This window comes from Serratia sp. HNCC26DJ244, from assembly GCF_057180565.1.
The window spans coordinates 60,427-67,166 of record NZ_JBXUGO010000024.1; the positions used below are offsets into that span (position 1 = coordinate 60,427).

Consider the following 6,740-nt stretch of genomic DNA (forward strand, 5'->3'; position numbering starts at 1 on the left):
TGTCATATCGCACAATAAATCACACTCTCTATTTAGGGGCAAAGATGAAAACAGTTAACCAGTTGATTAAGGAAATGAATACGTTAAAGTCCAATTTGCATCAAAAGGACTTTTTGTTGACTTGGGAGCAAAGCCGTGAAGAGCTGGAATTGGTGCTCAAGTTGGCTGAATCGTTGAAAACCATGCGTTCAGAGAATATTGCGACCAAGGTATTTAATAGTGGCTTAGGTATTTCAGTTTTCCGTGATAACTCAACACGTACCCGTTTTTCCTATGCGTCAGCACTCAACCTGCTGGGTTTGGCACAGCAAGACCTGGATGAAGGTAAATCCCAGATCGCCCACGGTGAAACCGTGCGTGAAACAGCGAACATGATTTCATTTTGCGCAGATGCTATCGGTATCCGTGATGATATGTATCTGGGGGCAGGTAATGCCTATATGCGTGAAGTGGGTGAAGCACTGGACGAAGGTTTTGAAAAAGGTGTTCTGCCGCAACGTCCTGCACTGGTCAATTTACAATGTGATATCGACCACCCTACTCAGTCAATGGCTGATCTGGCCTGGTTGCAGGAGCATTTCGGTAGCCTGGAAAATCTGAAAGGCAAGAAGATCGCCATGACTTGGGCTTATTCACCAAGCTACGGTAAACCGCTGTCAGTACCACAAGGCATTATTGGTCTGATGACCCGTTTTGGGATGAATGTCACGTTGGCCCATCCTGAAGGTTACGATCTGATTCCTGACGTGATCGAAGTTGCCAAGAATAATGCAGCAACCTCTGGTGGCAGTTTCCAACAGGTGACATCAATGGCAGAAGCGTTCCAGGGGGCGGATATTGTTTATCCTAAATCTTGGGCACCTTATAAGGTGATGGAACAACGTACTGACCTGTTGCGTGCCAATGACCATGATGGCCTGAAAGCGTTGGAAAAACAGTGCCTGGCACAGAATGCCCATCACAAAAACTGGCACTGCACCGAAGAGATGATGAAGCTCACCAAAGGCGGTGAAGCGCTGTATATGCACTGCTTGCCAGCGGATATCACCGATGTGTCCTGTAGTGAAGGTGAAGTTTGCGCCAGCGTGTTTGAGAAGTACCGCATTGCCACCTATAAGGAAGCCAGTTGGAAGCCATATATTATCGCCGCGATGATCATGGCGCGCAAATTCCCCAACCCAGGTCTGGTGTTGAATCAATTACTGCAAGAAGCAGAAAAACGCATTAAATAAACCAGCTCTGGTCAGGAACACCTGCGGGTGTTCCTGAATTATGAACTGTCAATATGACCAGAGGAGGTAAGGTTATGTCGGTTTTTTCATTGAAAATGGATATTGAGGATAACCGTAATTTTAACGGAGAAACGTCTCCACTGTTCTCACGCGCGGAAGCACAGAAAGCGCGGGAGTTTCATAAAAAAATTACCGGATATCAGCCTACACCACTATGCGCGTTGAATGATCTTGCTCATTTGTTTGGCGTGCGGAAAATTCTGGTAAAAGATGAATCCAAACGTTTCAGTTTAAATGCCTTCAAAATGCTGGGTGGTGCCTATGCTATCGCCCGGTTGTTATGTGAAAAGTATCACGTTGATATCAGCACTTTTTCGTTTGAAAAATTTAAATCCTCACTGAACGAGAAAATGACCTTCGCCACGACCACTGATGGTAACCACGGTCGGGGGGTTGCCTGGGCAGCCAAACAATTAGGGCAACACGCCGTGGTGTATATGCCAAAAGGCTCTGCTCAGGAGCGGGTCGACCATATTCTCAATCTTGGTGCGGAATGTATCGTTACTGACATGAACTATGACGATACCGTGCGGCTGACCATGAAAACCGCCAAAGAACGGGGTTGGGAAGTGGTACAGGACACCGCCTGGGAAGGATATACCAAGATCCCAACCTGGATTATGCAAGGTTATGCCACCTTGGCGGATGAAGCGATCGAGCAGATGTATCAGATGAAAATTGACCGGCCAACCCATGTGTTTTTACAAGCGGGGGTCGGTGCCATGGCCGGGGGCGTATTGGGCTATTTGGTGGATGTGTTTGGTGCTGACAAACTGCACTCGGTGATCGTAGAGCCTGAGTTGGCTGATTGTATGTATCGTTCTGGCGTCAAAGGCGAAATCGTTAATGTGGGTGGCGATATGGCCACCATTATGGCGGGGTTGGCCTGTGGAGAACCTAACCCGCTGGGTTGGCCGCTGATACGTAACTGCGCCACGCAGTTTATCTCTTGTCAGGATAGCGTGGCGGCATTAGGCATGCGCGTTCTCGGCAATCCACTGGGTGATGACCCGCGCATTATTTCTGGCGAGTCAGGCGCGGTTGGGCTTGGGGTACTGGCTGCGGTGCACTATAGCCCACAGCGGAAAGAACTGATGGAAAGGCTCGGCCTCAATAGTCAATCCGTCGTCTTGTTGATCAGTACGGAAGGCGACACCGACGTTAAGCATTATCGCGAAGTGGTATGGGAAGGGAAATGTCCTGTGTGAAAGGCTTAATTTATTAAGCAGCAGCGGGACCCTCAGATTATGTCATCTCTCGTATGGACGAGAGGCAATAAAAGATTGGAGAACAGAACATAATGGCCAAGCAAATTCCTTTTGAAATGGTGTTAGAAAAAGCCTACCAATATAAAGATGAGATGGCGCGTTTCCTGCGGGATATGATTGCTATACCCAGTGAAAGTTGTGACGAAAAGCTGGTGGTGCAATGTATCAAGAAAGAGATGGAGAAAGTCGGTTTCGATAAAGTTGAGATTGACCCGATGGGCAACGTCTTGGGCTATATCGGCCATGGCCCGCACCTGATTGCCATGGATGCGCACATTGATACCGTCGGCATCGGTAATATTAAAAACTGGAATTTCGATCCCTATAAAGGGATGGAAGATGATGAAATTATCGGGGGTCGCGGTGCATCGGACCAGGAAGGCGGTATGGCTTCCATGGTGTATGCAGGTAAAATCATCAAGGACTTGGGGCTGGAAGATCAATATACCTTGCTGGTCACCGGCACTGTGCAGGAAGAAGACTGCGATGGCCTGTGCTGGCAGTATATTATTGAGCAATCCAAGATCCGTCCGGAGTTTGTCGTCAGTACTGAACCTACCGATTGCCAGATTTACCGTGGGCAACGTGGCCGTATGGAAATCCGCATTGATGTACAAGGTATCAGTTGCCATGGCTCTGCACCAGAACGTGGCGATAATGCGATTTTCAAAATGGGGCCGATCCTCAATGAGTTGCAGGAATTAGCGGGCAACTTGGGCCATGATGATTTCCTGGGTAAAGGAACGCTGACGGTCTCCGAGATTTTCTTCACCTCACCGAGCCGTTGTGCTGTAGCAGATAGCTGTGCAGTATCTATCGACCGCCGTCTCACCTGGGGTGAAACCTGGGAAGGGGCATTGGACGAGATCCGTGCGTTACCGGCAGTGAAAGCCGCTAAAGCAACCGTATCCATGTATAACTACGACCGTCCTTCTTACACCGGTCTGGTTTATCCCACTGAATGTTACTTCCCTACCTGGAAAGTAGAAGAAGACCACATTACGGTGAAAACATTAAGTAAAGCCTATCAGCAGTTGTTCAAGAAAAAACCGGTGGTGGACAAGTGGACTTTCTCCACCAATGGCGTATCCATTATGGGGCGTCACGGTATTCCAGTGATCGGTTTTGGTCCAGGTAAAGAGCCTGAAGCCCATGCGCCGAATGAGAAAACCTGGAAAGAGCATCTGGTGACCTGTGCTGCCATGTATGCGGCAATTCCGTTGGTTTATCTGGAAGAACTGAAGTAAGTGTTGAACCTTGCCCCGGCAGTTTTTGCCGGGGCTGTTTTTTTCAGGGGCACCAGCGATGAAAAAACTCATCAAGAACGGCATTCTGGTGGATAGCGAAGGGCAGTATTCGCAAGATTTGTTGCTTGAAGATGGCGTGATTATTCAACGGGACGCCATGATTGAGCCCGATGCTCACTGCGAGGTAATTGATGCCTCTGGTTGCTATGTGATGCCCGGGGGCATTGATGTCCATACCCACTTTAATATTGATGTCGGCATAGCACGCAGTTGCGATGACTTTTACAGTGGTACCCGTGCGGCAGCCTGTGGCGGTACCACCACCATTATCGACCATATGGGCTTTGGCCCCGCAGGCTGTTCACTCCATCATCAGCTCAATGTCTACCATCAGTATGCTGAGGGTAATGCAGTCATCGATTATGGTTTTCACGGCGTCATCCAGCATATTAATGACGGCATTCTGAAAGAAATGAATAGCATGGTCCATGATGAAGGGATCAGCAGCTTCAAATTCTATCTGACCTATCTCTACAAATTGGATGATGCGGATGTCTTGCGCGCTTTATGGCAATTAAAGCAGGTGGGGGCACTGACGACGGTTCATCCAGAAAATGATGCCGCCATTGCATTTCGCCGAGCGGCGCTGATTGCGGCGGGTAAAACAGCACCGATTCATCATGCTTTAAGTCGCCCTGTGGAGTGTGAAGCGGAAGCGATCAGCCGGATGATTAACCTGGCCGAGTTGGCTGATAATACACCGCTCTATATCGTTCATTTATCCAGTGCGTTAGGGCTGGACTACTTACGCCTGGCACGCAGGCAGCGGCAACCGGTCTGGGTTGAAACTTGCCCGCAGTATCTGTTGCTTAATGAGCAGTGTTATCTGCGTGAAGACGGTTTGAAATACATTCTTAGTCCACCACTGCGCAATCAGCAGCAGGTGGATCGCCTATGGGTGGGCATTACCGATGGATCAATTGATACGGTAGCCACCGACCACTGCAGTTTCCCTTATCATCAGCGGCTAGAAATGTCACAAGGCAACTTTACCCGCTGCCCCAATGGCCTGCCCGGGGTTGAGAACCGCATGGCACTACTATTTTCCCATGGTGTGATGAGCGGACGAATTTCACCTTCGCGTTTTGTCGCGCTTACCAGCAGTAACCCGGCGCGGTTGTTTGGCCTATGGCCACGTAAAGGCAGTTTAAACCTGGGTGCGGATGCGGATGTGGTGATCATTGATCCGCGCCAGTCCAGGGTTATCAGCCATAACCAGTTGCATGATAACGCAGATTATTCCCCTTATGAGGGCTTCCATTGCCAAGGTGCGGTGGTGTTGACGATATGCCGGGGTGAAATCGTGGCGCGCAATGGTGAATTTACCGGTCGACGGGGATATGGGCAGTTTTTGCGCCGCCGCCCCTTTAATGCCGAGATTGCCGCAAAAATGGGATAACGAAGGTAATTATCTGAACGATCATATTATTAATATTTATTTATGGATTATCTCTCCCCTAAAGGAACAGATTAGGCGGAACTAACATTGAGCTAAAACGAGGTTCAGCATGAAGAAGAAAATAGTATTGGCACTAGGTGGCAACGCATTGGGGGAAGGTCTGGCAGAACAGATGCAGGCAGTAAAGACCACGGCACGGGCGATCGTTGATTTAATTGCCCACGGTCATCAGGTGGTGGTGACTCATGGTAATGGCCCGCAAGTGGGGATGATCAACCTGGCATTTGAGGCTGCCGCCAAAACTGAAGCCCATACGCCGATGTTACCTATGTCAGTCTGTGTTGCTTTAAGCCAGGGGTACATTGGTTATGATCTGCAAAATGCGCTACGTGAAGAGTTGTTGGATCGTAATATCGACAAACCAGTGGCAACGCTGATTACCCAGGTGATCGTCAGTGCCGATGATCCGGCTTTCCTTAATCCCACCAAGCCCATCGGCTCCTTCTTTACTGAGGCGGAAGCCAAGGTGATGACCAAGAACGGTTATAACATGAAGGAAGATGCCGGGCGGGGTTATCGTCGCGTGGTTGCCTCACCTAAGCCAGTGGATATTGTGGAGAAAGAAACAGTACGCACTATGATGGACGCCGGGCAGGTGGTGATTACCGTTGGTGGTGGGGGTATCCCGGTAATAGCGGAGGGGCATCACCTGCGGGGTGCCAGTGCGGTGATTGATAAAGATTGGGCGAGCGCCAAACTGGCTGAGATGATCGATGCTGATATGTTGATCATCCTGACTGCTGTAGAGAAAGTGGCGATTAACTTTGGCAAGCCGAATGAGCAGTGGCTAGATAAATTGAGTGTGAGTGATGCACAACGTTTTATTGCCGAAGAGCATTTTGCTAAAGGTTCTATGCTGCCGAAAGTGGAAGCCGCAGTGGCTTTTGCCGAGTCTAAACCTGGGCGTCAGGCGCTGATTACGGTCTTAAGCAAGGCCCAAGAGGGGATTGAAGGGAAAACCGGGACGGTAATTAGCTATTAATGATGGGGGTGTTTAATATCGGTCGCCTTACATTCTCCATTCTATGCGTGGGTTGTGTCTGCGACCGAATCAGAATAGAAAAAATTCATTCTTTTGCTTTTATCGTGGCATATTTCGGTCGCCATGCATTTTTCATCCCATGAACGAGTTGCGTCTGCGACCGAATTAGGGGCCAAAGGCGTGGCCCCTAATAACCCGCGCCTTTACCAATTATATGGCCTTCGGCAATGACTTGGTTCGTTCATAATTTTGCTTTTATCGTGGCATATTTCGGTCGCCATGCATTTTTCATCCCATGAACGAGTTGTATCTGCGACCGAATTAGGGGCCAAAGGCGTGGCCCCTAATAACCCGCGCCTTTGCCAAATCAGTCGGTCGCTGCGCGACTCCCCTCACTACGCTACGGCACATCACGGCCGGCTGCTACAGGCA

The 6,740-nt window shown here is 49.4% G+C and carries 5 protein-coding genes; all 5 read left to right on the forward strand.

All coding sequences use genetic code 11. The features are described 5' to 3' along the window. The first annotated feature begins 44 nt into the window (after positions 1–44). The 5 genes from ygeW (at position 45) to arcC (ending at position 6,308) form a co-directional block, all read left to right on the forward strand. Positions 45–1,232, forward strand: coding sequence for a knotted carbamoyltransferase YgeW (ygeW, locus tag AC2A06_RS16490; RefSeq protein ID WP_484380985.1), 1,188 nt, complete (start codon positions 45–47; stop codon positions 1,230–1,232). Between the two features lie 74 nt (positions 1,233–1,306). Beyond that, the gene (gene dpaL, locus AC2A06_RS16495; protein ID WP_473197603.1) at positions 1,307–2,500 is read left to right on the forward strand and encodes a diaminopropionate ammonia-lyase; all 1,194 of its coding nucleotides are present in this window, start codon (positions 1,307–1,309) and stop codon (positions 2,498–2,500) included. Between the two features lie 92 nt (positions 2,501–2,592). After that, entirely contained in the window at positions 2,593–3,807 is a 1,215-nt protein-coding gene (locus AC2A06_RS16500) for a YgeY family selenium metabolism-linked hydrolase (RefSeq protein ID WP_473197604.1), read from the forward strand. A 58-nt stretch (positions 3,808–3,865) separates the two neighbouring features. Continuing rightward, positions 3,866–5,266, forward strand: coding sequence for a dihydropyrimidinase (gene hydA / locus AC2A06_RS16505; RefSeq protein ID WP_484380986.1), 1,401 nt, complete (start codon positions 3,866–3,868; stop codon positions 5,264–5,266). A 109-nt stretch (positions 5,267–5,375) separates the two neighbouring features. Further along, a complete protein-coding gene (gene arcC / locus AC2A06_RS16510; protein WP_023492246.1) occupies positions 5,376–6,308 on the forward strand; it encodes a carbamate kinase in 933 nt (310 codons plus the stop codon). Positions 6,309–6,740: the final 432 nt, after the last annotated feature.

Excerpts from the sequence above, each read along its gene's own strand:
- ygeW (WP_484380985.1), top strand. The coding sequence starts at position 45 with ATGAAAACAGTTAACCAGTTGATTAAGGAAATGAATACGTTAAAGTCC.
- dpaL (WP_473197603.1), top strand. The coding sequence starts at position 1,307 with ATGTCGGTTTTTTCATTGAAAATGGATATTGAGGATAACCGTAATTTT.
- AC2A06_RS16500 (WP_473197604.1), top strand. The coding sequence starts at position 2,593 with ATGGCCAAGCAAATTCCTTTTGAAATGGTGTTAGAAAAAGCCTACCAA.
- hydA (WP_484380986.1), top strand. The coding sequence starts at position 3,866 with ATGAAAAAACTCATCAAGAACGGCATTCTGGTGGATAGCGAAGGGCAG.
- arcC (WP_023492246.1), top strand. The coding sequence starts at position 5,376 with ATGAAGAAGAAAATAGTATTGGCACTAGGTGGCAACGCATTGGGGGAA.